This window comes from Pseudomonas sp. PF05 (assembly GCF_056521845.1).
In genome coordinates, this window is sequence record NZ_JBWLPW010000011.1 from 167,262 (window position 1) to 190,752 (window position 23,491).

At 59.2% G+C, this 23,491-nt stretch carries 19 protein-coding genes; 10 read left to right on the forward strand and 9 right to left on the reverse strand.

From position 1 onward, the window contains the following. Window positions 1-172 precede the first annotated feature (172 nt). The 6 genes from AC09SL_RS19390 to AC09SL_RS19415 all read right to left on the reverse strand — a co-directional run bounded on the left by AC09SL_RS19390 (window position 173) and on the right by AC09SL_RS19415 (window position 7,830). On the reverse strand, window positions 173-1,618 hold the full coding sequence (locus AC09SL_RS19390) for an aldehyde dehydrogenase family protein (RefSeq protein ID WP_058545377.1): 1,446 nt from the start codon (window positions 1,616-1,618) through the stop codon (window positions 173-175). 129 nt (window positions 1,619-1,747) lie between these two features. Continuing rightward, entirely contained in the window at window positions 1,748-2,659 is a 912-nt protein-coding gene (gene kdgD / locus AC09SL_RS19395; protein WP_058545378.1) for a 5-dehydro-4-deoxyglucarate dehydratase, read from the reverse strand. A 513-nt stretch (window positions 2,660-3,172) separates the two neighbouring features. After that, window positions 3,173-3,919: a FadR/GntR family transcriptional regulator gene (locus AC09SL_RS19400; protein ID WP_058545379.1), complete on the reverse strand. Its 747-nt coding sequence runs from the start codon at window positions 3,917-3,919 to the stop codon at window positions 3,173-3,175. A 276-nt stretch (window positions 3,920-4,195) separates the two neighbouring features. Further along, a complete protein-coding gene (locus AC09SL_RS19405) occupies window positions 4,196-5,923 on the reverse strand; it encodes an ABC transporter ATP-binding protein/permease (RefSeq protein WP_058545380.1) in 1,728 nt (575 codons plus the stop codon). Between the two features lie 91 nt (window positions 5,924-6,014). Further along, the gene (locus AC09SL_RS19410; RefSeq protein ID WP_003177957.1) at window positions 6,015-6,575 is read right to left on the reverse strand and encodes a response regulator transcription factor; all 561 of its coding nucleotides are present in this window, start codon (window positions 6,573-6,575) and stop codon (window positions 6,015-6,017) included. Continuing rightward, window positions 6,568-7,830 carry an ATP-binding protein gene (locus tag AC09SL_RS19415; RefSeq protein ID WP_058545381.1) on the reverse strand — a complete coding sequence of 421 codons (1,263 nt, stop codon included), beginning with the start codon at window positions 7,828-7,830 and terminating at the stop codon, window positions 6,568-6,570. Before AC09SL_RS19415 ends, AC09SL_RS19410 begins: the two co-directional genes overlap by 8 nt. 234 nt (window positions 7,831-8,064) lie before the next feature. Between AC09SL_RS19415 and AC09SL_RS19420 the strand changes: the two genes are divergently transcribed. After that, window positions 8,065-8,781: an SIMPL domain-containing protein gene (locus AC09SL_RS19420; RefSeq protein WP_058545382.1), complete on the forward strand. Its 717-nt coding sequence runs from the start codon at window positions 8,065-8,067 to the stop codon at window positions 8,779-8,781. Between the two features lie 309 nt (window positions 8,782-9,090). Here AC09SL_RS19420 and AC09SL_RS19425 read toward each other — a convergent pair whose 3' ends face one another. From AC09SL_RS19425 to AC09SL_RS19435, 3 genes are all read right to left on the reverse strand, one after another. Beyond that, complete coding sequence (locus tag AC09SL_RS19425) at window positions 9,091-9,348, reverse strand: hypothetical protein (protein WP_058545383.1); 258 nt, start codon at window positions 9,346-9,348, stop codon at window positions 9,091-9,093. 69 nt (window positions 9,349-9,417) lie between these two features. Further along, the gene (locus AC09SL_RS19430) at window positions 9,418-9,663 is read right to left on the reverse strand and encodes a hypothetical protein (protein WP_064107093.1); all 246 of its coding nucleotides are present in this window, start codon (window positions 9,661-9,663) and stop codon (window positions 9,418-9,420) included. 133 nt (window positions 9,664-9,796) lie between these two features. Beyond that, the gene (locus tag AC09SL_RS19435; RefSeq protein WP_058545385.1) at window positions 9,797-10,189 is read right to left on the reverse strand and encodes a DUF6124 family protein; all 393 of its coding nucleotides are present in this window, start codon (window positions 10,187-10,189) and stop codon (window positions 9,797-9,799) included. Between the two features lie 1,152 nt (window positions 10,190-11,341). On the opposite strand from AC09SL_RS19435, the gene AC09SL_RS19440 reads away from it, so the two are divergent. From AC09SL_RS19440 to AC09SL_RS19480, 9 genes are all read left to right on the forward strand, one after another. Beyond that, window positions 11,342-12,124, forward strand: a complete 783-nt coding sequence (locus AC09SL_RS19440) for a MarR family transcriptional regulator (RefSeq protein WP_081264531.1) — start codon at window positions 11,342-11,344, stop codon at window positions 12,122-12,124. Continuing rightward, window positions 12,121-12,825, forward strand: coding sequence for a hypothetical protein (locus AC09SL_RS19445; protein WP_058546767.1), 705 nt, complete (start codon window positions 12,121-12,123; stop codon window positions 12,823-12,825). The genes AC09SL_RS19440 and AC09SL_RS19445 overlap by 4 nt, the downstream gene beginning before the upstream one ends. Continuing rightward, entirely contained in the window at window positions 12,822-13,502 is a 681-nt protein-coding gene (locus tag AC09SL_RS19450) for a serine/threonine protein phosphatase (RefSeq protein WP_081264532.1), read from the forward strand. The genes AC09SL_RS19445 and AC09SL_RS19450 overlap by 4 nt, the downstream gene beginning before the upstream one ends. Before the next feature lie 279 nt (window positions 13,503-13,781). Further along, window positions 13,782-15,383: an ABC transporter substrate-binding protein gene (locus tag AC09SL_RS19455; RefSeq protein ID WP_058546768.1), complete on the forward strand. Its 1,602-nt coding sequence runs from the start codon at window positions 13,782-13,784 to the stop codon at window positions 15,381-15,383. A 255-nt stretch (window positions 15,384-15,638) separates the two neighbouring features. Further along, complete coding sequence (locus AC09SL_RS19460; RefSeq protein ID WP_058546769.1) at window positions 15,639-17,264, forward strand: ABC transporter substrate-binding protein; 1,626 nt, start codon at window positions 15,639-15,641, stop codon at window positions 17,262-17,264. A gap of 305 nt (window positions 17,265-17,569) precedes the next feature. Further along, the gene (locus AC09SL_RS19465; protein ID WP_058546770.1) at window positions 17,570-19,171 is read left to right on the forward strand and encodes an ABC transporter substrate-binding protein; all 1,602 of its coding nucleotides are present in this window, start codon (window positions 17,570-17,572) and stop codon (window positions 19,169-19,171) included. A gap of 172 nt (window positions 19,172-19,343) precedes the next feature. Then, window positions 19,344-20,723, forward strand: a complete 1,380-nt coding sequence (locus AC09SL_RS19470; RefSeq protein WP_058546771.1) for an OprD family porin — start codon at window positions 19,344-19,346, stop codon at window positions 20,721-20,723. Between the two features lie 75 nt (window positions 20,724-20,798). Then, entirely contained in the window at window positions 20,799-22,394 is a 1,596-nt protein-coding gene (locus AC09SL_RS19475) for an ABC transporter substrate-binding protein (RefSeq protein ID WP_058546772.1), read from the forward strand. A gap of 76 nt (window positions 22,395-22,470) precedes the next feature. Next, a complete protein-coding gene (locus tag AC09SL_RS19480; protein ID WP_058546773.1) occupies window positions 22,471-23,481 on the forward strand; it encodes an ABC transporter permease subunit in 1,011 nt (336 codons plus the stop codon). Window positions 23,482-23,491: the final 10 nt, after the last annotated feature.

A 23,491-nucleotide genomic window follows, 5' to 3' on the forward strand; every position in this document is an offset into this window, starting at 1 on the left:
AATCTACTTCCACTCATTATTTTTATACGGGTCAGTGCTGTGTTACGCCCTGTAGGAGCTGTCGAGTGCAACGAGGCTGCGATCTTGCCTCAGACCATTGAGTTGCGAGCGAAAGACCAAAAGATCGCAGCCTCGCTACACTCGACAGCTCCTACAGGGGTGTTGCGGTGTATCAGGAGCCGATGTAAGAGGTCTTCACCACGGTGTAGAACTCTTGCGCATAGCGACCTTGCTCACGCGAACCATAGGACGAGCCTTTGCGCCCGCCGAATGGCACGTGGTAGTCCACGCCAGCGGTCGGCAGGTTGATCATCACCATGCCCGCCTGCGAATGGCGCTTGAAGTGGTTGGCATACTTCAACGAGGTGGTGGCGATGCCGGCGGACAGACCGAACTCGGTGTCGTTGGCCATCGCCAGCGCCGCCTCGTAGTCGGCCACGCGCACGACGTTGGCCACCGGGCCGAAGATCTCTTCGCGGCTGATGCGCATCGAGGCTTCGCTGTCGGCGAACAGGGTCGGTGCCAGGAAGTAACCTTCAGTGTCGCACGTCACCAGCCCACCGCCACTGACCAACCGAGCGCCTTCGCTCTGGCCGATGTCGATGTACTTCAAGTCCTGGCTGAGCTGGGCTTCGGAAACCACCGGACCGATATCGGTACCGGCCTTCAACGCATGGCCGACCTTGATCGACTGCATGCGCTCGGCCATGGCCTCGACGAACTTGTCATGGATGCCGGCGGTGACGATCAGGCGGCTCGAGGCCGTGCAACGCTGGCCGGTGGAGTAGAACGCGCTCTGTACCGCCAGTTCGACGGCCTGCTTGAGGTCGGCGTCGTCGAGGATGATCTGCGGGTTCTTGCCGCCCATCTCCAGTTGCACCTTGGCCTGGCGCGCCACGCAATTGACCGCGATCTGCCGCCCCACGCCCACCGAACCGGTAAAGCTGATGCCGTCAACTTTCGGGCTGTTGACCAGCACTTCGCCAACCACACGGCCGCTGCCCATCACCAGGTTGAACGCACCGGCCGGGAAACCGGCGCGGGAAATGATCTCGGCCAGGGCCCAGGCGCAGCCCGGCACCAGCTCGGCGGGCTTGATCACCACGCAGTTGCCGTAGGCCAGGGCTGGGGCGATTTTCCACGCAGGAATGGCAATCGGGAAATTCCACGGTGTGATCAGGCCGACCACACCCAGGGCTTCGCGGGTGACTTCAACGTTGACGCCTGGGCGCACCGACGGCACGTAGTCGCCCGACAGGCGCAGGCATTCACCGGCAAAGAACTTGAAAATATTACCGGCGCGGGTCACTTCGCCGATGGCTTCGGGCAGGGTCTTGCCCTCTTCCCGGGCCAGCAGTTGGCCGAGTTCTTCACGGCGGGCGAGGATCTCGCTGCCGACCTTGTCCAGCGCATCATGACGGGCCTGGATGCCCGAGGTCGACCAGGCCGGGAACGCGGCGCGGGCGGCTTCGATGGCGGCATTGACTTGCGCTGCGTCAGCCTTGGCGTATTCACCGATGACATCGGACAAGTCAGACGGGTTGATGTTGGTGCAATAGTCGGCACCAGCCACCCACTGACCGTTGATGTAGTTATCGAAACGCTTTGAATCTGCCACGGAGCTACTCCTTCTACAAAAGCTGTCTAGGAACACAGAGCGTCCCTGGTGGCGTTCCCATGCAGAGCGTGAGAACGATCAAGCTTTACGCAAAAAGCCGCTGATTGCTCAGCGGCCTTGTCGGGTCTGTTACTGCTTGCCTTGCTTGTCGATCAGCGCGGCCAGGGCTTCGTATTCTTCTGGCAGCAGGTCGGTCAGCGGCGTGCGCACCGGACCTGCGTCATAGCCCACGATCTTCGCGCCGGCCTTGACGATGCTCACCGCGTAACCGGCCTTGCGGTTACGGATGTCCAGGTACGGCAGGAAGAAGTCGTCGATGATCTTGCCGACGGTCTCATGATCGTCACGGGAAATAGCGTGGTAGAAATCCATCGCGGTCTTCGGAATGAAGTTGAACACCGCCGAGGAGTAGACCGGCACGCCCAGGGCCTTGTAGGCCGCGGCATAGACTTCTGCGGTCGGCAGGCCGCCCAGGTAGCTGAAACGATCGCCGAGACGACGGCGGATCGACACCATCAGTTCGATATCGCCCAGGCCATCCTTATAGCCGATCAGGTTCGGGCAGCGCTCGGCCAGTTGCTCCAGGTGCGTGGCATTCAGGCGGCAGACGTTGCGGTTGTACACCACCACGCCGATCTTCACCGATTTACACACGGCCTCAACGTGGGCGGCTACGCCGTCCTGGCTGGCTTCGGTCAGGTAGTGCGGCAGCAGCAACAGGCCCTTGGCGCCCAGGCGCTCGGCTTCTTGAGCGTATTCGATGGCCTGGCGAGTGGCACCGCCAACACCGGCGAGGATTGGCACGCTGGTGGCGCAGGTATCGACGGCGGTCTTGATGACTTGGGAATACTCGCTGGCGGCCAGGGAGAAGAATTCACCGGTGCCGCCCGCTGCGAACAATGCAGAGGCGCCATACGGGGCCAACCACTCGAGGCGCTTGATGTAGCTGTCGCGATTGAAATCGCCTTGAGCAGTGAAATCGGTGACCGGGAACGACAGCAGGCCAGACGAGAGGATGGACTTCAGTTCTTGTGGATTCATTATTCGAACACCCTGGACGCAATGTTGTGTTGTAGGAAAACGGTTCAGCTTCATGTGAAGTTGTAGGTCATCGTACAACTTAAAATGTGAACGTCAACTGCATTTCGTCTTTTGTCGAATGCCAGGTCCGGGGGTATTTGTGGCCAAGCCTTGTAACTCGCGGCTTTTGAGCAGATTGGAAGACCGCTCAAACTTGCCCTCGCCAAGGAGCAAGGCCGCTCATCGTCACTGTCAACGCTGCCAACAGGCGCCCCGGCGGCAAAGGGCTCGTCCCCCACCGGGCTGCGTCCTAGAAGCTGTGTAGGTGCTATGTAAGAGCTAGGTAAGAGCTATGCAGGAGCCGTGTAGGAGCTGTCGAGTGCAACGAGGCTGCGATCTTTCCCCAGACATTTGAGTCCCAAGTGAAAGATCAAGATCAAGATCAAGATCAAGATCAAAAGATCGCAGCCTTCGGCAGCTCCTACAGAGCGCCTACGATGCAGCCAAGCGCAAGCAAGCAGCAGTGACGAGCGGCTAGCCCTGCGCCTGCGCCTCTTCATGCGCCTGGCGCAGCCGTTCGCGGCTGTTGGTCAGGTGCAAACGCATGGCCGCACGGGCCGCCTCGGAGTCCTGGCGGGCGATGGCGTCGTAGATTTCCTCGTGCTCACGACTCAGGCGGTTCATGTAGCGCTGCTGGTCATCGTGGGCCAGGCGCGCCGAGTTCACCCGGGTACGCGGAATGATGCTGGTGCCCAGGTGAGTCATGATGTCGGTGAAGTAGCGGTTGCCGGTGGACAGGGCGATTTCCAGGTGGAAGGCGAAGTCCGAGGCCACCGCATCGCTGGCGTGGGCGGCGCTTTCGTTCAAGGCGTCGAGGGCGGCGCGCATCGCGGCCAGTTGCTCGTCGCTGCGGCGCTGCGCCGCAAGCCCCGCGGACTCCACTTCCAGGCTGATGCGCAACTCCAGGATCGCCAGCACGTCACGCAAGGTGACCACGGTGGCCGGGTCGATGCGAAAACCGCTTGGGCTGGGTGTGTCCAGCACGAAAGTACCAATGCCATGGCGGGTTTCCACCTGGCCGGCCGCCTGCAAGCGGGAAATCGCCTCGCGCACCACCGTGCGACTGACGCCATGGGCTTCCATGATCGCCGACTCGGTGGGCAATTTATCGCCACGCTTGAGCAGGCCGTCGCGAATCTGCTCGGTCAACACCGTCACCAGCTCCTGCGCCAGGCTGCGGCGCTTGCGGGGAAGGCGTGGTACGTCGATCGGTCTTTCCATGGGGCTGTGTCTCGTTAAACGGCTGAATGGCATCATCATAGCGCAACGTGGTTGTACGATCACCGTGGGTGAAGTGGCGAGTCTGGCGCTGAAACCGATTCGCAGTCATCGCGAGCGGGCTCACTCCCGCACTAGAGCGGTTGCGTGCACAAGCATCAGGTTCACCAAAAAACCTTGTGGGAGCGAGCTTGCTCGCGATGGCGGAGGGTCAGCCACATCAATATCAACTGATACATCGCTATCGCGAGCAAGCTCACTCCCACAGGTTTTCGGTGTTTATGCTGCCACGGTGCGCTCCACGAGTTGGCCATTTTCGATACGCACATGTCGTGGATGGAAACGTTTCAAACTGCTTCGGTGACCAACGCTGACGATGCTCAGGCCTGGCAACTGGTCAATCAGCGCCTGGTACAGCGTCGCCTCGTCTTCTTCATCCATCGCCGACGTGGCCTCATCCATGTACAACCATTGCGGTGCATAAAGCAATGCGCGGGCGAAAGCCAGGCGTTGCTGCTCGCCGGGCGAGAGCATGCGCTGCCAGTGGTTGGCCTCGTCCAGTCGCGACACCAGATGCGGCAGGCGGCAGGTTTCCAGCACTTGGGCGTAACGCTCGTGCGGGTACGTGTCGCCCGGCTGTGGATAACTCAGCACCTCGCGCAACGTGCCAATGGGCAGGTAGGGTTTTTGCGGCAGGAATAAATAACGCGCCGCGGGCAAGCGGATCGCGCCGTGTCCTTCGGGCCACAGGTGCCCCATCGCCCGGAACAGCGTGGATTTACCGCTGCCCGAACGTCCACTGAGCATCACCCGCTCCCCCGGCTCGACGGTCATATTGGTCTTGCTGAGCAGATGGCGGCCATCGGCCAGGTCCAACCCCAGTTCTTGCACTTGCAATGCACTGCCCTGGTTTTGCACGTCAATGGCCGGCACGCGGTCTTCGTTGTCGCTCATGGCCTGGCGAAAGCTCAGCAGACGATCGCAGGTGGCGCGCCACGCCGCGAGGTCGGCATAAGCGCTGATGAACCAGCTGAAGTTCTCCTGCACATTGCCGAAGGCCGAGTTGATCTGCATGAGCTCACCCAGCTGGATCTTGCCGGCGAAGTAACGCGGCGCGGCGACGATGAACGGGAAGATGATCGCGATCTGGCCATAGCCGGAGGTGAAGAACGTCAGGCGCTTGGACACCCGCATGATGTCCCAGAAGTTATGCCAGACCAGGCCGAAGCGCCCGCTCAGGCGACGGTTTTCGTTCGGCTCGCCGTTGTACAGCGCAATGCTTTCGGCGTTTTCGCGCACCCGAACCATGGAGAAACGCAGGTCGGCTTCAAAGCGTTGCTGATTGTTGTTCAAGCCGATCAACCGGCGGCCGATCAAGTGCGTCAGCCAACTGCCCACCGCCGCATACACCAGCGCGCACCAGAACATGTAGCCTGGGATGGTGTAGCCGAACACTTCGATGCTGCCTGACACGCCCCACAAGATGATCGAAAACGATACTAGGCTGACCACGGTGCGCAGCAGTCCCAAGCCCAGGCTCAGGGTATTGGTGGTGAAACTGTTGAGGTCTTCGGAAATCCGCTGGTCCGGGTTATCGGTATAACCGCCCTGCTCCAGTCGGTAATAGTTCTTGTCTCTGAGCCAACGGGCGAAATGCTGCTCGGTGAGCCAGGCCCGCCAGCGGATGGTGAGCATCTGCGTGAGGTACAAGCGGTAGACGGCGCCGAGGATCGCCACCGCTGCGATACCGCAGAAATACAGGATCAACTGCCAGAACGCCGCGCTGTCCTTCTCTTGCAGGGCGTTGTAGAAATCCTTGTACCAACTGTTGATCCACACCGAAATCGCCACGCTGAACAGCGACAGCGCAATCACGGCGATCAACAACGTCCAGGCCTTGCCCTTCTCCTCACTGCGCCAGTACGGCGTGGTCATTTGCCAGACACGGCGGAAAAACTGCCCGCGCACCGCGTCATTGACCGCGGAATATTCAGCGTTCTGATTCATGGTTAAGGCTCAATAGGGAAAAAACTCGGGCCGATCATAAAACAACGGCCCGACGTGCCGCGAGGGTGGACAGCATTCGTTCAGCGCAGGTTCAGCGACGCACGGGACGCTTTTGCAATTTGCGCTGCAAAGTCCGCCGGTGCATGCCCAAAGCGCGAGCCGTGGCCGAAATATTGCCTTCGTGCTCGGTCAGCACCCGCTGGATGTGCTCCCATTGCAGGCGATCCACCGACATGGGGTTTTCCGGCACCAGGGTGTCGAGGTCGGCGTGCTCGGACAACAGCGCCGCCAGCACATCATCGGCGTCCGCCGGTTTGCACAGGTAGTTGCAGGCGCCGCGCTTGATGGCCTCGACCGCGGTGGCGATGCTCGAGTAGCCGGTGAGGATCACCACGCGCATCTCCGGGTCCAGCTCCAGCAGCTTGGGCAACAGCACCAGGCCGGAATCGCCGTCCATTTTCAGGTCCAGGGCGGCGTAGTCCGGCAGGTCGGCCTGGGCGATGGTCAGGCCTTCCTCGGCAGAACCTGCGGTACTGACGCGAAAACCGCGACGGGACATGGCCCGGGCCATCACGCGGGTAAACGTGGCGTCGTCATCTACCAGCAACAGGTGCGGCAGTTCTTCGCCGTCGACTTGGATCTCGTCACTCATGTTCGTCTCCTCGGTCGGCATGGGGCAGGCGCAGCTCGGTGAGCGTGCCGCCTTCCTCATGGGGGTAGAGTTTCACCGAGCCGCCGGCGCGTGTCACGCTGGCTTTGCTCAAAAACAGGCCCAGGCCGAAACCTTTGCCCTTGGTGGTATAGAACGGCTTGCCGATTTGCTCGGCAATCGCCAGCGGCACACCGGCGCCGTGGTCGCGAATACTGATGGTCAGCTCATAGGCGTTCCAGTCCAACGCCACTTCCAGCCCTTCAGGGCAAGCGTCGGCGGCATTGTTGAGCAGGTTCAGCAGCGCCTGGGTCAGGTCTGGCGGCGGGGCCATGCGCGGCACCACACCCTTGCCCAGGCACTGGAAGCGATAACTGGCTTCCGGGCGCATCAGGTGCCAGCGGTTCAAGGCATCGTCGAGCCAGAAGGTGACCGCTTGCATGTCGATGTCCAACCGCCGATTGGCCTCGGCGGCGCGCACCAGGTATTGCAAGGTTTCCTTGCACAGCTTGACCTGGTCCTGCAGCACACTGAGATCGTCCTGCAGCGCCGGGTCGTGGTGATCCTGGCGCATCTCCTTGAGCAGCACGCTCATGGTCGCCAGCGGTGTACCCAATTCATGGGCTGCGCCAGCGGCCTGGGTCGCCACGGCCAGCAATTGCTCGTCGCGCAGGCCCTCTTCACGGCGGATGGCCCGCAGTTCTTCCTGGCGGCGCAGCTCCTCGGCCATGCGCGCGGCAAAAAACGTGATGACCGCCGCGGCCAGGGCGAAACTCAGCCACATGCCGTAGATCTGCAGGTTTTCCCGGGCGATGGGAAAGGTTTCCAATGGGTAGAACCGTGCCAGCAGCAAGGTATACAGCGCCAGGGCGATGCCTGAAAGGATCAGCGAATAGCGCCACGGCAACGTCACCGCTGCGATGGTCAAAGGCACCAGGTAATAGGAAACGAAGGGGTTGGTGGAGCCGCCGGAGAAATACAGCAGCGCGCTGTGGATAAACAGGTCGCCGGCCAGCTGTACGGCGTATTCCAGCTCGGTCACCGGCCACGAGGTGCGCAGGCGAATCGCCGTCAGTGCGCAGAGCACGCTGGAGCAAGCCAGGGTGATCGCCAGTTGCAGCCAGGGCAGCGGCAGCAGGTCGAACCAATAGGCGAGCCCCACGGAGCCGGCCTGGGCCGCCAGGACCAGGATACGGATGAATGTCAGGCGCCAGAGGTTCTGGCGAGAGGCGGATGTCATTTGCAAAGGGGTGAGCATGAGCTCTCCTGATGAGCGCTCCAGGCGAATCGCACGGAGTATAACCAAGGCGCGGCTTGCACAGGCAGCTATGCGGCAAAGCGCCACAGCCTCGAAATGACACACCCCCTGTCCATTGGACTCATGCACATCTGTATAGAAGTTGTAACTGTGCGAACCCGCCCATAAAAGCTAGAGTCTTAACGTTCACGCAGGCCCGGACCTCACCCCTGCGCATCATTCCAAGGAGCTTTCATGCACACGTTCAGTCGCCCCGCCGCCCTGCTCGCCCTCAGCCTCGGCACCGTCGCCAGCCTGCCGGCCCTGGCCGCCGACGAGCTTCACTACAACCAGATATCCCTGCGCGCCGAAGCCAGCCAGGAAGTGGCCCGCGACCTGATGATCGTCACCCTCTACACCGAAGAACAGAACACGGACCCGGCCAAACTCGCCGCCGCCGTCAGCACCACGTTGAACAAAGCCATCGGCCAGGCCAAAGAGGTCAAGGACATCAACCTGCGCCAAGGCAGCCGCAACAGCTACCCGATCTACGACAACAAAGGCCAGAAAATCACCGGCTGGCGTGAGCGCGCCGAACTGCGCCTGGAAAGCGCCGACTTCGCCGCGCTGTCCAAACTCACCGGCGAACTGTTGGGCGACCTGAAAATGGGCGGTATGGACTTCGCCATCGCCACCGCCACCCGCCAAAGCAGCGAAGACGCCCTGCTCAAGGACGCCGTCAACGCCTTCAAGGCCCGCGCCCAACTGGCCACCGAAGCCTTGGGCGGCAAGGGTTACAAGATCGTCAACCTGAACTTCAATACCAACGGTTATCCACAACCGTACATGCGCCCGCAGATGATGATGAAAGGGGCTTCGATGGATGCGGAGTCGGTCACGCCGGAAGTGGAAGCGGGCACCAGCAAGGTGACGATGACGGCGGATGGGGTGGTTGAGGTGTTGATGCAGTAATCGATGCGCTGACTGTGCAGCCCAATGAAGCCCTTGTGGCGGGGGGATTTATCCCCGTTGGGCTGCGCAGCAGACCCAAACCTGACACCTCGGTGTGTCAGGCAGATGGAGCCCCTGCGCCAACCAAACGTTGCCCCCGCCAACTGAGATCGCTCCACTTCAAAAACTCCAGGCCGATAACGGTATCCTGCTTATCAAAATAAACATGAACCCCTAAGTCATCGTATGCGTCAGTTGGAGCGGTGGAATCTGCAGTTTTAAAAAACGCCTCAAACCGGTTCCCCAATATCGCTCTCGATTTGAGAATGTTTACTTGGTCGCTATCTTCAACAGAGGTACAGCTGCTTGAGCGAGGCGAGCCAGTAAAGAAACATCTTTCAAATCTCGCTTGCCATCCTCGTTCAAGTCAATTTTTATACGCACATCGTTATAGACTCCATTCTTTAAAGACGAGGAAACAAAGGTAACGAAATAACGCTTTTGATCGGAGTAAAATTCAAACCTGACTTCGGGACAATCGTCACCGTCAAGGTTTCTGAGCGTTATGCGAACTTCTTCGGCAACCATCGCGACACCTCATCCATTGGGTTGCATCGGCGCTGCACGCAGAGCAAGGCGCAGCGTAGGCCGTGACACTTACTTCAGCATCGCCACGGCGGCTTGAGCGAGCTTGAGGACCAATTTCTTATCATGCGAATCGAAGTCGCCGTCTCCATCGACGTCACCTTTGACCTCGACCTTGTCGTACCTTCCATCGTTCTTCGAGGACGTAAGATACGTCGCAAACTCGAGTTTCTTTCTGGAATAAAACTCGATCACCATTTCTTTTTTACCGTCGCCCTCAAAGTCTTCAAACGACATGCGAATTTCTTTAGCAGCCATGGTTACGCCCCTTTCGTTGAAACAATGATTTGGGCATCGCTACTGACGGAACGCGCGCTTGAGTTCACCGTATGATCAAGCGCGCTATCCGTCTACTGTCAGAACTTACAGGTGAATGGCCGTACAGCAATGGTTAACCCTGTACCTCGGCAGAACTGACCGTCGCCTCTAACTGATCCAACGCCTTGTCCACCAGCAACTGGCACAACTCCACCAATTGATGAATCCCCAACGCCACGCTGCGCCGCGTGCCTTCTACTTCGAAAGCCAGGTCCTCGGCCATGGCTTTTATCGAAGCCAGGGTTTCGGAGGTGCTGGTCAGTAGTGTGTCGGCGTCGGCTTTGGCGGTGACGGAAAACAGGCTGTCGATGCGCGGGTCGGTGCTTGATTCTGGAGGTTTTGGGTTGAGGTAATGATTGAGAGCACGCTCGGCGGCGGCGCGGTCTTTGAGTAGGTCTTCGATGGAGTCGAAGCCGGAAAGGGGGTTGGTTTTGTTGAAGGGTGGGTCGGGGACTGACTTATCCATATTCAATTCTCCTGCTTAAAGTTGGAGCCATCCCTGTGTCGTTTCCACGCGACAATAGGTGGCAGCGGTACGTGGGGTGGAAATACCGGTTAGCAGGACCCGGCCAGACGAAGTCTGCCCACGCACAGCCGCCAAGACGCAGTTTGCAGACGAAACCAGACGTCGGCAACACGATGTTCAGCCATGCCACTGCTAAAGGTTCAGGTTTCCACACCCGGTCGCTGATTAGGCAGCGACGTTCAAAGGTTAGAGAGCCCACTTCCGAGCGGCAACCCTAAAAAGCTGTGGGATGTTTCGTTTCAGGACTGGTGATCCCTCCTACACAAATGAATGACCCATCACACTTCCTGGCGCTGCAAACCCCGTGGCGAGGGAGCTTGCTCCCGCTGGGCTGCGCAGCGGCCCCTTTTCAGAGATGTGTGTATATCCGTTTTTTTGGTGACGGCGACTAATGGTTCCGCCCTGACGGCGGCTCACTTTTGAGAAGCGCAAAAGTAAGCAAAACGCTCATGGCCCCACCACTCGGTGCCTCGCTTAGGCTCGGCATGCCCGAACGCAGGCATTGCTCCGTGGGCCGCCGCGAAGGGCCATCCATGGCCCAGCGCGGCTAACCCGGCATCCATGCCGGGTTGCCCACTGCGCAATACCTTCGTTCAGCCAGCGTGGTTAACGGGGCACCCCAGATCAACGTCCGCCACGAGGCGGCCTAGTAGCCGACCTGACTCTTGGTGAGACCGCGTTTCTCCTGTGGGAGCAAAGCTTGCTCGCGATGGCGGTGGTTCAGTCACATGGATGTTGAGCTTACTGGCCTCATCGCGAGCAAGCTCGCTCCCACAATTTGGGTTGGGGACAGCCGAAGAAACAGGCCGGCTGTAAGGCCGCCTCGCGAGCAAGCTTTGCTCCCACAGATCCTGCTCAAACAGATCTGATGGGTGTACGACCGGGAGAACCAGGTCGGCTACTAGGCCGCCTCGCGATGGACGTTGATCTGAGGCTCCCCGTTAACCATGCCTGCGCTCGGGCACACCGAGCCTAGGCGAAGTGCCGAGTAGTGGGGGCAGGTAGCGTTTTGGTTACTTTTCCGCTTCTCGCCCTAAAATAATATTTGACATCATAAAAAACAGTGAGCAACACTTGTCCACATTTTATGGAATGTGGACAAACAGAGATTTAACCGACGTGAAAAGTCAAGATATTTTGCTCATGTACAAAATGACCAGCCTTCACGCGCAGGAGGAAGTGTCTCCGACAGGCAGCCAAACAGTGGCATGGGGCGGCTTATCCCAGATTGACTTACTGCCGGATGACTACAGCCCTGAGCCAACATTCATCACCGCCCCGCCGCCTGAAAAACCCTGGGACAACTTAGAGCTCGCCATAAAACGCATCATCGACGCAGACTCGTTCCAGTGGGAAGGCTGGGACGCCGACGATAATCTTTCCCAGAAAAGGACCGCCGCCAAATGGGAAGACCGCTACACCCTCAGAGCCCTGGCTGAATCCTTGGGCTTGAGCAAAAGCGAGATATCGAACTCGATCGCCCGGTGCCGGGAGGCTGGACTGGTAACAAACGACTATGAAACCTCCTTGCCCAAAGTGAATCGCCTGGCGCTTTTAAAGATTACCGAGCACGCGCTGAAGTACTTTTTCCCTGTCAAGCCTGGCGCCCTGGCGCGCGGAATTCCAACAGGCTTTGCATCACCGGTGCTGTCCAAACACCTTAAAAGCGTCGGCGGGAATATCCATGTCTGGCCCGACCCACACGGCACAGAACGCGGCCAAACCATCGAACCGATTTATAAGACAGTGCCGGAAGCCGTGAAGAACGACCGAACCCTCTATCACTACTTGGCCTTGGTGGACTCAATACGGTTGGGCGGACCTCGCGAAACCAGCGTCGCCATTCAACTGCTTAAAAAAGGGATGGGCCTTTGAGCATTGCCTCCGATCACAACTACGAGATGTTGAGTGCCGTCGCACTGGGATTGGGTGACGAGCTTTTAAAAGAGGTCGCCTTCGTTGGCGGCTCGACCACCTGGCTTCTGTGTACTGACGACATTGTGCTGGACGATATTCGCAGCACTGACGACGTGGACCTGGTGATTGAGCTAGGAGGCATCGCTGACTGGCAAAGACTGACAGAGCGCTTGGCCAATAAGGGTTTCAAGATTACCGCCGAGTACAGCGACGTAACGTGCCGGTTCAAGTTCAACGATGTGATCGTCGACGTGATGCCCTCCGTGAAGGAGGTGCTCGGTTATGAAAACCGCTGGTTTGTGGACGGCCTGGCGAACGCAGACACCTTCACGCTGCCCAGCGGGATTGCGATCAAAATTTTCAAACCCGCCTACTTTATCGCGACCAAGCTCGAAGCATTCAAAGGCCGCGGCAACGGCGATGCCTACCACAAAGATGTCGAGGATATCGTTCTCGTCATAGACGGCCGAGAGAGTTTGCTGGAGGAGGTTCGCCAGGCAGATCAGGCACTACGAACGTATGTTGCGACCGGCATCACCGAGCTGCTGGCACTCAATTCACTGGATTATGTAATACAAAGCTTCCATTCCGTCAGCGCAAACCCAGGCCGAGGCAAACTGATTTATCAGCGCCTGAAACAGTTGGGCGACATCCAATGATTCACTCAGCCAGGTCGATTAAAGGTCGGGCAAGAGATGAAAACCGAGACGGTGTAGGGGGAAGGTTCGACGGAGCACGAGGACTGCTTGTCGTCGTAGACGGCACGTCAAGACCAGGCAGTGGCCTGCTCGCACAGGCGCTGGTCGATCAAATACTCACACTGTATTTCGAGAAAGTCGCACAGGGTTGTTCGGATAACAGCCATGAAGAAGCGGCGGCGTTACTCAAGGAGGTATTGAATGACGTACACGAGCGACTCTTTTCAACAGCCTTCACAGGGTCAGCGAGCTATCTGGTCGGTGTAGCCGCTGCAGGACTTCTCACCATCGCTTACGAAGGCGACTGCTGCGCCGGCATTGTTTCTTCAAACCGCCCGATCACCTGGTTCACAGCACCTCACTGTCTTGCCAACTGGAAGCGCGATCGTGACCACCGACAACTGGCAGCAGATCCAGGCCGGCATCGGATAAGCCGGTGTTTCAAAGCACGGAATAGACCAGATCCCGAGATTGTCACAAGGACGACCATTGGAGGTGAAAAACTGGCTTTTGCAACCGATGGCTTTTGGGCTGACTTGAGCGATGTGACACAGGCCCAGTTGCTTGGATCTGAGCTGTTAAGCCCCCTCCTTATCGATGACGACGTCTCCTGGATAGTCGTTCAAATCCCCGCTTAACAATCAACTCATTTGGGCCGCCTTCGCGAGCAAGCCCGCACACACTTGGATCGGGGGTACAGCCGGGAGAGCCAGGTCGGCTATAAGGCCGCCTCGCGAGCAAGCTTTGCTCCCACAGACCTGACGGGTGTACGACCGGGAGCGCCAGGTCGGCTGTAAAGCCGCCTCGTCCAAGAGGCTATACCCAAACCCAACGGTCCCCCTCACTTTTCGATATTTCCAACACCCCCGCCCACAACGCTACTCTCCTGAAAAACCTCACCACCCCCAAGGGATTTCATGGACAGAACCACCTTCAAGCCCCTCCTGCTGACCCTGGCCCTGATCAGCAGCGCCCCAATGGCCCAGGCCGCCACCACCCTGGTCTACTGCTCCGAAGCCAGCCCCGCCGGGTTCGATCCCAGCCAATACACCAGCGGCACCGACTTCGACGCCTCAGCCGAAACCGTCTTCAACCGCCTCACCCAATTCAAGCGCGGCGGCACCGAGGTCGAACCCGGATTGGCGACGAGCTGGGAGGTGTCCCCCGATGGCCTGGCCTACACCTTCCACCTGCGCGACGGGGTGAAATTCCACACCACCGACTACTTCACCCCCACCCGCGAGTTCAACGCCGACGACGTGCTGTTCACCTTCCAGCGCCTGCTCGACCCACAACACCCGTTTCGCCAGGCCTACCCCACCGAGTCGCCGTACTTCACCGACATGGGCCTGAACACCACGATCAAGAGCGTTGAAAAAGTCGACGAACACACCGTGCGCTTCAATCTGAACAACGTCGACGCCGCCTTCGTACAGAACCTGGCGATGAGTTTTGCCTCCGTGCAATCAGCCGAATATGCCGCGCAGTTGCTCAAACAAGGCAAGGCCGGCGACCTCAACCAGAAACCCGTTGGCACCGGGCCGTTCATGTTCAAGCGCTACCTGAAGGACTCGCAGATCCGCTACGCCGCCAACACCGCGTACTGGAAACCCGAGGACGTGAAGCTCGACAACCTGATCTTTTCCATCACCCCCGACGCCGCCGTGCGCCTGCAAAAGCTCAAGCGTGGCGAATGCCAGGTCAGTGGTTATCCGCGTCCGGCCGACATCGAGGTAATCGAGCAAGACCCCAACCTGCAAGTGCTCAAGCAGCCCGGTTTCAACCTGGGCTTTTTGGCCTACAACGTCACGCATCCGCCTTTGGATCAGCTCAAGGTCCGCCAGGCGCTGGACATGGCCATCGATAAGCCGGCAATCATCAAGGCCGTGTACCAGAGCGCCGGGCAGCTGGCGCAAAACGCGTTGCCGCCGGCCCAGTGGTCGTTCGACCCGACCATCCAGGACGCGCCTCATGACGTGACCAAGGCCAAGGCGCTACTCAAGGAAGCCGGGGTTGCGCCGGGTACCACCATCGATTTATGGGCGATGACGGTGCAGCGCGCCTCCAACCCCAATGCGCGAATGTCTGCGCAGATGATCCAGCAGGATTGGGCCAAGATCGGGATCAAGGCCAACATCGTCAGTTATGAATGGGGCGAGTACATCAAGCGTGCAAAAAATGGCGAACATGATGCAATGATTTACGGCTGGACCGGCGACAACGGCGACCCCGACAACTGGCTGGGGGTGCTGTACAGCTGTGCGGCGGTCAAGGGCAGCAACTACGCCAAGTGGTGCGACCCGGCGTATGACCGCTTGATCCAGCAGGCCAAAGTCTCGACAGACCGCCAGAAACGGATCGATTTGTACCAACAAGCGCAGAAAATCCTCAAGCAACAGGTGCCGATCACCCCGATCGCCAATTCCACGGTATTCCAGCCGATAAACAGGCAGGTGGTGGATTTCAAACTCAGCCCCTTCGGCCTTACACCCTTCTACGGCGTGGGTTTGAAGAAGTAATACCCGCCCCTTCCCGGTGCGCCAGCGCCACGCGGCGCACCGGAAAAGAGCGCAATCAGCCCCAAAAAAACACGCGCAAACGATCAAATGCGTCAGAAGTTACACAGATGCGACATTAAGGTACGTCCGTGCCACTGTTTCAGGCTTGTAACGGCTCTGGATCTTGCATTGGGTATGGGGCCTGCATAAGTATCCGCAGGACGACTCACGAGGTCGCCCTCAAATCCAAAAATGACAACAAATCATGAGGCCAACATGCTTAAACAAGCGGTCATTCCGTTTTTAGTCGGCGCAAGCTTACTAGCCAGCGCTCCTTTCGCTTCCGCCGCGACTAACCTGGTGTTCTGCTCCGAAGGGAGCCCGGCCGGTTTTGACCCTGGTCAGTACACCACCGGAACCGACTTCGACGCCTCTGCAGAGACCATGTTCAACCGCCTGACCCAGTTCGAACGTGGCGGCACCGCCGTGATTCCTGGCCTGGCGACCAAGTGGGATATTTCCGACGACGGCCTGACCTATACCTTCCACCTGCGTGAAGGCGTCAAGTTCCACACCACCCCGTATTTCAAGCCGACCCGCGAGTTCAACGCCGACGACGTGCTGTTCACCTTCAATCGCATGATCAACAAGGACGACCCGTTCCGTAAGGCCTACCCGACCGAGTTCCCGTACTTCACCGACATGGGGATGGACACCAACATCACCAAGATCGATAAAGTCGACGACCACACCGTCAAGTTCACCCTCAAGGATGTCGACGCCGCGTTCATCCAGAACATGGCCATGAGCTTCGCCTCGATCCAGTCCGCCGAATACGCCGCCCAACTGCTCAAGGAAGGCAAGGCCTCCGACATCAACCAGAAGCCGATCGGCACCGGCCCGTTCGTGTTCAAGAGCTACCAGAAAGACTCCAACATCCGCTACACCGGGAACAAGAACTACTGGAAGCCTGAAGACGTGAAGATCGACAATCTGATCTTCGCCATCACCACCGACCCGTCGGTGCGCATGCAAAAGCTCAAGAAAAACGAATGCCAGATCACCCTCTTCCCACGCCCGGCCGACCTCAAGTCCCTGAAGGAAGATAAAGCGCTGAAGATGCCTGACCAGGCGGGTTTCAACCTGGGCTACATCGCTTACAACGTGATGGACAAGATCAAGGGCAGCAATGAGCCAAACATTCTGGCCGACCTGAAAGTTCGCCAGGCGCTGGACATGTCGGTCAACAAGCCGCAGATCATCGATTCGGTCTACCAGGGCGCTGGCCAGCTGGCGGTCAACGCCATGCCGCCGACCCAATGGTCCTACGACACCACCATCAAGGACGCCAAGTACGACCCTGAGAAAGCCAAGGAGCTGCTCAAGGAAGCCGGCGTCAAGGAAGGCACCAACATCACCCTGTGGGCGATGCCGGTCCAGCGTCCGTACAACCCGAACGCCAAGCTGATGGCCGAGATGCTGCAGTCCGACTGGAAGAAAATCGGCCTGAACGTCAACATCGTCAGCTACGAATGGGGCGAGTACATCAAGCGTTCCAAAGGCGGCGAGAACCAGGCGATGATCATCGGCTGGAGCGGTGACAACGGTGACCCGGACAACTGGCTCAACGTGCTGTTCGGCTGCGACTCGCTGGCCGGCAACAACTTCTCCAAATGGTGCGACAAGAAATTCGACGGTCTGGTCAAGGAAGCCAAGCGCACCACCGACCAAGCCAAGCGCACCGAACTGTACAAACAGGCACAACACGTCCTCAAGGATGCCGTGCCAATGACACCTATCGCTCACTCGACGGTGTATCAACCCATGCGCGCCAACGTGCAGGATTTCAAGATCAGCCCATTTGGCTTGAACTCCTTCTACGGCGTCAGCGTCAGCAAATAAAGACAGGCAACGGCGGCGTCCTCAACGTCGCCGTTGCTGTATCTGCCGAGACCAAGACTCAGGAAATCGCCTACATCCAAAAGCACTGCGTACCACAGCAGTTGGTTTAGGACGTATCGCCTTTTCCCACAAGTCTTTCAGGCATTACGCATTTACCGCCTGGCCCACGACTCCTACCGTCGAGGCCTGGACGGCTTGCCAACCCTGCGGCATCGCTACGCAATGGAATGAGCTCAGTGCTCCGGACCTGTCCCCGGAAGGACACCGGTTCACTGTTAAACACCCCGAACGAGAGAGGGAGCGTCATGCGCCATACCTTGGTTTTATCCGCATTGCTGGGCACCGGCCTGCTGGCCGCCACATCCGCAGCCCAGGCCGCTGGCGGCAGCCTGGTGTTCTGTTCCGAAGGCAGCCCCGCCGGCTTCGACACCGCGCAATACACCACGGCCACCGACAACGATGCCGCCGAGCCGCTGTACAACCGCCTGGCCGAGTTTGAAAAAGGCGCGACCAATGTCGTCCCAGGCCTGGCGACCCGTTGGGACATTTCCGAAGACGGCCTGACGTACACGTTTCACCTGCGCGAAGGCGTGAAGTTTCATACCACCGACTACTTCACACCGACCCGGGATTTCAACGCCGACGACGTACTCTTCACCTTCAACCGCATGCTTGACCCACAGCATCCGTTCCGCAAGGCCTACCCCACCGAGTTCCCGTACTTCAACGGCATGAGCCTGAACAAGAACATCGCCAAGGTGGAAGCGACCGGGCCGTTGACCGTGGTCATGACCCTCAACAGCGTGGACGCTGCATTCATCCAGAACATCGCCATGAGCTTCGCCGCGATCCTCTCGGCCGAATATGCCGACCAACTGCTCAAGAGCGGCAAGCCGAGCGACATCAACCAGAAGCCGATCGGCACCGGGCCGTTCGAGTTCAAGAGCTACCAGAAAGACTCCAACATCCGCTACGTCGCCAACAAGCAGTACTGGGCGCCGGAACGGGTCAAGCTGAACAACCTGATTTTCTCCATCAACACCGACGCCTCGGTGCGGGTGCAGAAGCTCAAGGCCAACGAATGCCAGGTCACCCTGCATCCGCGTCCGGCCGATGTGCCGGCCTTGAAGAACGACCCCAAGCTGCAGTTGATCGAGAAGCCCGGCTTCAACCTGGGCTACATCGCCTATAACACTCGCCACAAGCCGTTCGACCAGGTCGAAGTGCGCCAGGCGCTGGACATGGCGGTGAACAAGCAAAGCATTCTCAATGCCGTGTACCAGGGCGCGGGGCAATTGGCGCAGAACGCCATGCCGCCAACCCAATGGTCCTACGACGACACCATCAAGGACGTTCCCTACAACCCGGAAAAAGCCAAGCAATTGCTCAAGGCCGCCGGGGTCAAGGAAGGCACCGAAATCACCCTCTGGGCCATGCCGGTACAACGCCCGTACAACCCCAACGCCAAGCTGATGGCCGAAATGCTTCAGGCTGACTGGGCCAAGATCGGTCTGAAGGTGAAGATCGTCAGCTATGAATGGGGCGAGTACATCAAGCGCACCAAGAACGGCGAGCACGACATCAGCCTGATCGGCTGGACCGGTGACAACGGGGACCCGGACAACTGGTTGGGCACGCTGTACAGCTGCGACGCCATTGGCGGCAACAACTACTCCATGTGGTGTGACCAGGACTACGACAAGCTGATCAAGCAGGCCAAGGTCGTCACCGACCGCGACCAGCGCACCGTGCTCTACAAACAGGCCCAGCAGTTGCTCAAGCAGCAAGTGCCGATCACCCCTGTTGCCCACTCGACGGTCAACCAGCCGCTGAGTGCCAAAGTCGAAGGGTTCAAAGTCAGCCCCTTCGGTCGCAACGTGTTCTCGGGCGTCAGCCTGAACCCATAACCGCTTAGCCACACAGCGAGGGCTTCCCTTGGAAGCCCTCACGCAGACGTCTTGCCTGAATTCGCCGATCAGGCGCCATGCAAACGTTTGCTAGCTGTGAATTAGTTGCAAAAACCAATAGCCGTATCACCAAAAAAGAACGGCATTAAAAGAAAGAAAAGGAGCTTTACCCATGAAACTGAGCAGCACCGCGATACTGGCCTTGGCCATCAGCAGCATTACCGCCACGGCCTACGCAGAATCGCAGAGCCAGGCGTTCAATCCGGTGACCGTCAAGACCACCAGCGCTCAATCCGAAGCCACCGGTTTCGTAGAAGGCCAGTCGGTCAGTGGCAGCACTCGCAACTGGTATTCCAACGAACTGAAACGCCGCGGCGGCGCCTTCAGCTACACGCGCGACGGTGTTGATCGCAGCGATTCGCGCCGGACCAACTGGGTCCAGGGCACCATCCTGAACTACACCTCCGGCTTCACCCAAGGCACCGTTGGCTTCAGCACCGAAGTCGCGGCCTATAACGCTATCGCGTTGCTCGGTGATCACGATGACATCATGGGCGGTTCCAACCGTACCCTGGCGCACTCCGATGGCGACGCCGTCGACCAGTGGAGCAAACTGGGCCTGGCGAACGTCAAGGCACGCGTTTCCAACACCACCCTGACCGCCGGTCGTCAAAACTTCAGCAGCCCGATGGTCGACGTGATCGGTAACCGCGCCCTGCCTTCGAGCTTCCAGGGCGTGAGCCTGCACAGCGAAGAGCTGGAAAACCTGGCATTCGACGTCGCGACCTTCGACCGTAACTCTCCCCGTACCGAGCAAAGCCTCGCCAAGTTCCGCTCCGAATACGGCAGCTCCTCGGCCGAAGCTGATCATGTGAACACCGCCGGTATCACTTACCAGCCGTTCGCCAGCCTCACCACCAGCCTGTGGGGTACCCAGGCCGAAGACCTGTGGAACCAATACTACTTCGGCGCCAGCCACGTATTGGGCGACAGCTCGGTACTGAGCCTGACCACCGGCCTGAACTACTACAGGACTGTGGACTCGGGCAAAAGCAAACTGGGTGATATCGACAACAATACCTACTCCCTGTCGTTCGGGCTGACTCACCAGGCCCACAGCCTGACGTTCTCGTACCAGGAAGTGGACGGTAACGAGTACTTCGACTACCTGCACGAAACCAACGGCATCTACCTGGCCAACTCCCTGCTGTCGGACTTCAACGGCCCGAACGAGAAATCCTTCCAGATCGCCTATGGCCTGAACATGGCTGAATACGGCGTGCCAGGCCTGAAGTTCAACATCTACCAGGCTCGCGGCTGGGGCATCGATGGTACGCATTACAACAGCACCGGCTATACCGATGTGAAAGCCATGGACGGTGAACATCACTACGAATACGGCATCGGTGCGTCTTACGCCGTACAAAGCGGCCCGCTGAAAGCCACCGCGGTACGCGCCACTTACACCACGCACCGCGCCAGCGAAAACCAGGCCGACGGCAGCGTCAACGAGTTCCGCCTGGTCACCACCATCCCGTTCAACATTCTCTAAACTGCCACCGGGCGGTCGACTCACAAGGTTGACCGTCCGGTCTTTTGCCAATTACCCGATTGCAGAGGATTGACGATGAACATGATTCCCCTACGCGCCGCCATCGCCGCCGCATTGCTGAGCGTTGCCGTTGGCGCCACGGCCAAACCCCTGGTGGTTTGCACAGAAGCCAGCCCGGAAGGCTTCGACATGGTCCAGTACACGACTGCAGTCACCGCCGACGCCGTGGCGGAAACCATTTTCAATCGCCTGGCCGATTTCAAGCCCGGCACCACCGAAGTGATTCCGGCCCTGGCCGAATCCTGGGACATCAGTGACGATGGCCTGACGTACACCTTCCACCTGCGCAAGGGCGTCAAGTTCCACACCACCGACTACTTCAAGCCGACCCGCGACATGAACGCCGACGACGTGGTCTGGAGCTTCCAGCGCCAGCTGGACCCGAATCACCCGTGGCACAAACTGTCGAGCGTGGGCTTCCCCTACTTTGAAAGCATGGGCTTCAAGGAACTGCTCAAGAGCGTCGAGAAAGTCGACGAGCACACGGTCAAGTTCACCCTGACCCGCCGCGAAGCACCGTTCCTGGCCGACATCGCCATGGCCTTCTCCTCGATCTACCCGGCCGAATACGCCGATCAGTTGCTCAAGGCAGGCAAGGCCGGCGACCTCAACAGCAAGCCGATCGGCACCGGCCCGTTCATCTTCCAGCGCTACAGCAAGGACGCCCAGGTGCGCTTCAAGGCCAACCCGGACTACTTCCGTGGCAAGCCGCCAGCCGATGCGCTGATACTGGCGATCGCCACCGACAACAACGTGCGCATGCAGAAACTCAAGACCAACGAGTGCCAGATCGCGCTGTACCCCAAACCCGATGACATCCCCAGCATCAAGAAAGACCCGAACCTGAAGGTCGCCGAGCTGGATGCGATGACCGTCTCCTACACCGCCCTGAACACCAGCCACAAATACATGAGCGATGTGCGGGTGCGCAAAGCCATCGACCTGGCCTTCGACAAGGAAGCCTACGTCAACGCGCTGTTCGGCAAGGGCAACGCCACCGTGGCGGTCAACCCGTACCCGCCGACCCTGCTGGGCTTCAACCACGACTTGAAGAACCCGACCCGCGACCTGGACAAAGCCCGTCAGTTGCTCAAGGAAGCCGGCGTGCCGGAAGGCACCGTGTTCACCCTGTTCACGCGCAACGGCGGCGGCCCGACCAACCCCAACCCGATGCTCGGCGCGCAGATGATGCAGGCGGACCTGGCGAAAGTCGGAATCAAGGTCGACATCCGCGTGATGGAATGGGGCGAAATGCTCAAGCGCGCGAAAAACGGCGAGCACGACATGGTCTCCGCCGGATGGGCGGGCGACAACGGTGACCCGGATAACTTCCTGACGCCTATGCTCAGTTGCGAGGCCGCCAAGAACGGCGAAAACTACGCGCGCTGGTGCAACGAGAAATTCCAGGCGCTGATCGACGAGGCACGCGCCACAGTGAACCCCGAGGAACGCGCCAAGCTCTATGAACAGGCCCAGGTGATTTTCAACCAGGACCAGCCTTGGATCAGCATGGCCCACACTCGCATGTTCACGGCAATGCGCAACAACGTAGAGGGCTACGTGATTAGCCCGCTCACCACCAATAACTTCGCCACCACCCAGGTGAAGTAGATAAGAAAACGCCTGGCAACCCTTGACCCCAAGGGCTGCCGGGCACGCCTAACCGGCTGATGAGGTACACCTGAAGATGTTTAGTTTTATTGCCCGCCGACTGGGATTATTGATCCCCACGTTCTTCGGCATCACCTTGCTGACCTTCGCGTTGATTCGCATGATCCCCGGCGACCCCGTGGAAGTGATGATGGGCGAACGTCGGGTCGATCCCGAAATGCATGCACAGGCAATGGAACGCCTTGGCCTGAACAAACCGCTGTATGCCCAGTACCTGGACTACATCGGCAAACTGGCCCACGGCGATCTCGGCGAATCGCTGCGTACCCGTGAAAGCGTATGGACCGAGTTCAGCTCCCTGTTCCCCGCGACCCTGGAGCTGTCCATGGCCGCGCTGTTGTTCGCCGGTATCCTGGGCCTGCTGGCCGGGGTGATCGCGGCACTCAAGCGAGGGTCCCTGTTCGACCATGGGGTGATGGGTATCTCCCTGGCGGGATACTCGATGCCGATCTTCTGGTGGGGCCTGATCCTGATCATGTTCTTCTCGGTGTCCCTCGGTTGGACCCCGGTATCGGGACGGATCGACCTGCTCTACGACATCGAGCCGAAAACCGGCTTCATGCTGATCGACACCCTGCTGGCCGATGAGCCGGGCGCGTTTCTCGATGCGCTGCACCACCTGATCCTGCCGGCCATCGTGCTGGGCACCATTCCGCTGGCGGTGATCGCCCGCATGACCCGCTCCTCGATGCTCGAAGTGCTGCGCGAAGACTACATCCGCACCGCCCGCGCCAAGGGCCTGTCGCCTTCGCGCGTGGTGTTCGTGCATGGCCTGCGCAACGCGCTGATCCCGGTGCTGACCGTGGTCGGCCTGCAAGTCGGCACGCTGCTGGCCGGCGCGGTGCTGACCGAAACGATCTTCTCCTGGCCGGGCATCGGCAAGTGGCTGATCGAAGCCATTGGCGCCCGGGACTATCCCGTGGTGCAGAACGGCATCCTGTTAATCGCCTGCCTGGTGATTCTGGTCAACTTCGTCGTGGACGTCCTCTACGGCTTTGCCAACCCACGCATCCGTCACCAGCGCTGAGATCAAAACC

Coding starts and splice junctions, on each gene's coding strand:
- kdgD (WP_058545378.1), bottom strand. CDS start 2,659: ATGAATCCACAAGAACTGAAGTCCATCCTCTCGTCTGGCCTGCTGTCG.
- AC09SL_RS19400 (WP_058545379.1), bottom strand. CDS start 3,919: ATGGAAAGACCGATCGACGTACCACGCCTTCCCCGCAAGCGCCGCAGC.
- AC09SL_RS19405 (WP_058545380.1), bottom strand. CDS start 5,923: ATGAATCAGAACGCTGAATATTCCGCGGTCAATGACGCGGTGCGCGGG.
- AC09SL_RS19410 (WP_003177957.1), bottom strand. CDS start 6,575: ATGAGTGACGAGATCCAAGTCGACGGCGAAGAACTGCCGCACCTGTTG.
- AC09SL_RS19415 (WP_058545381.1), bottom strand. CDS start 7,830: ATGCTCACCCCTTTGCAAATGACATCCGCCTCTCGCCAGAACCTCTGG.
- AC09SL_RS19420 (WP_058545382.1), top strand. CDS start 8,065: ATGCACACGTTCAGTCGCCCCGCCGCCCTGCTCGCCCTCAGCCTCGGC.
- AC09SL_RS19425 (WP_058545383.1), bottom strand. CDS start 9,348: ATGGTTGCCGAAGAAGTTCGCATAACGCTCAGAAACCTTGACGGTGAC.
- AC09SL_RS19430 (WP_064107093.1), bottom strand. CDS start 9,663: ATGGCTGCTAAAGAAATTCGCATGTCGTTTGAAGACTTTGAGGGCGAC.
- AC09SL_RS19435 (WP_058545385.1), bottom strand. CDS start 10,189: ATGGATAAGTCAGTCCCCGACCCACCCTTCAACAAAACCAACCCCCTT.
- AC09SL_RS19440 (WP_081264531.1), top strand. CDS start 11,342: ATGTGGACAAACAGAGATTTAACCGACGTGAAAAGTCAAGATATTTTG.
- AC09SL_RS19450 (WP_081264532.1), top strand. CDS start 12,822: ATGATTCACTCAGCCAGGTCGATTAAAGGTCGGGCAAGAGATGAAAAC.
- AC09SL_RS19455 (WP_058546768.1), top strand. CDS start 13,782: ATGGACAGAACCACCTTCAAGCCCCTCCTGCTGACCCTGGCCCTGATC.
- AC09SL_RS19460 (WP_058546769.1), top strand. CDS start 15,639: ATGCTTAAACAAGCGGTCATTCCGTTTTTAGTCGGCGCAAGCTTACTA.
- AC09SL_RS19465 (WP_058546770.1), top strand. CDS start 17,570: ATGCGCCATACCTTGGTTTTATCCGCATTGCTGGGCACCGGCCTGCTG.
- AC09SL_RS19470 (WP_058546771.1), top strand. CDS start 19,344: ATGAAACTGAGCAGCACCGCGATACTGGCCTTGGCCATCAGCAGCATT.
- AC09SL_RS19475 (WP_058546772.1), top strand. CDS start 20,799: ATGAACATGATTCCCCTACGCGCCGCCATCGCCGCCGCATTGCTGAGC.
- AC09SL_RS19480 (WP_058546773.1), top strand. CDS start 22,471: ATGTTTAGTTTTATTGCCCGCCGACTGGGATTATTGATCCCCACGTTC.